Annotated in this window: 1 rRNA gene; it reads right to left on the bottom strand. The window is 59.2% G+C overall.

Annotated features, from left to right (window positions below):
- Positions 1-210: 210 nt before the first annotated feature.
- Positions 211-341: ribosomal RNA gene (locus tag PUR26_RS00025) — 16S ribosomal RNA — on the bottom strand; the annotation flags it as partial.

Below are 341 nucleotides of genomic sequence, written 5' to 3' on the forward strand. Positions count from 1 at the left end.
CAGAAGGGCGAGCAACGCTCGCACCCTCAGACACCCAACAACGTGCCCGGCACAACCGATCCAGATCCTGTGTTCCACGCCGAAGCAGTACTGACAGTCCCAGACCAATCGTGCCGAATAATCAACGTTCCACCCATGAGCAACCAGCACCGGACACTCGCCGATGTACTGGCCTCTGACCCGGAAAACCGGGCAAGAAGTGCTCCTTAGAAAGGAGGTGATCCAGCCGCACCTTCCGGTACGGCTACCTTGTTACGACTTCGTCCCAATCGCCAGTCCCACCTTCGACAGCTCCCTCCCACAAGGGGTTGGGCCACCGGCTTCGGGTGTTACCGACTTTC

This window comes from Streptomyces sp. SP18CS02, from assembly GCF_036322365.1.
In the GTDB taxonomy this organism is placed as follows: Bacteria; Actinomycetota; Actinomycetes; order Streptomycetales; family Streptomycetaceae; genus Streptomyces.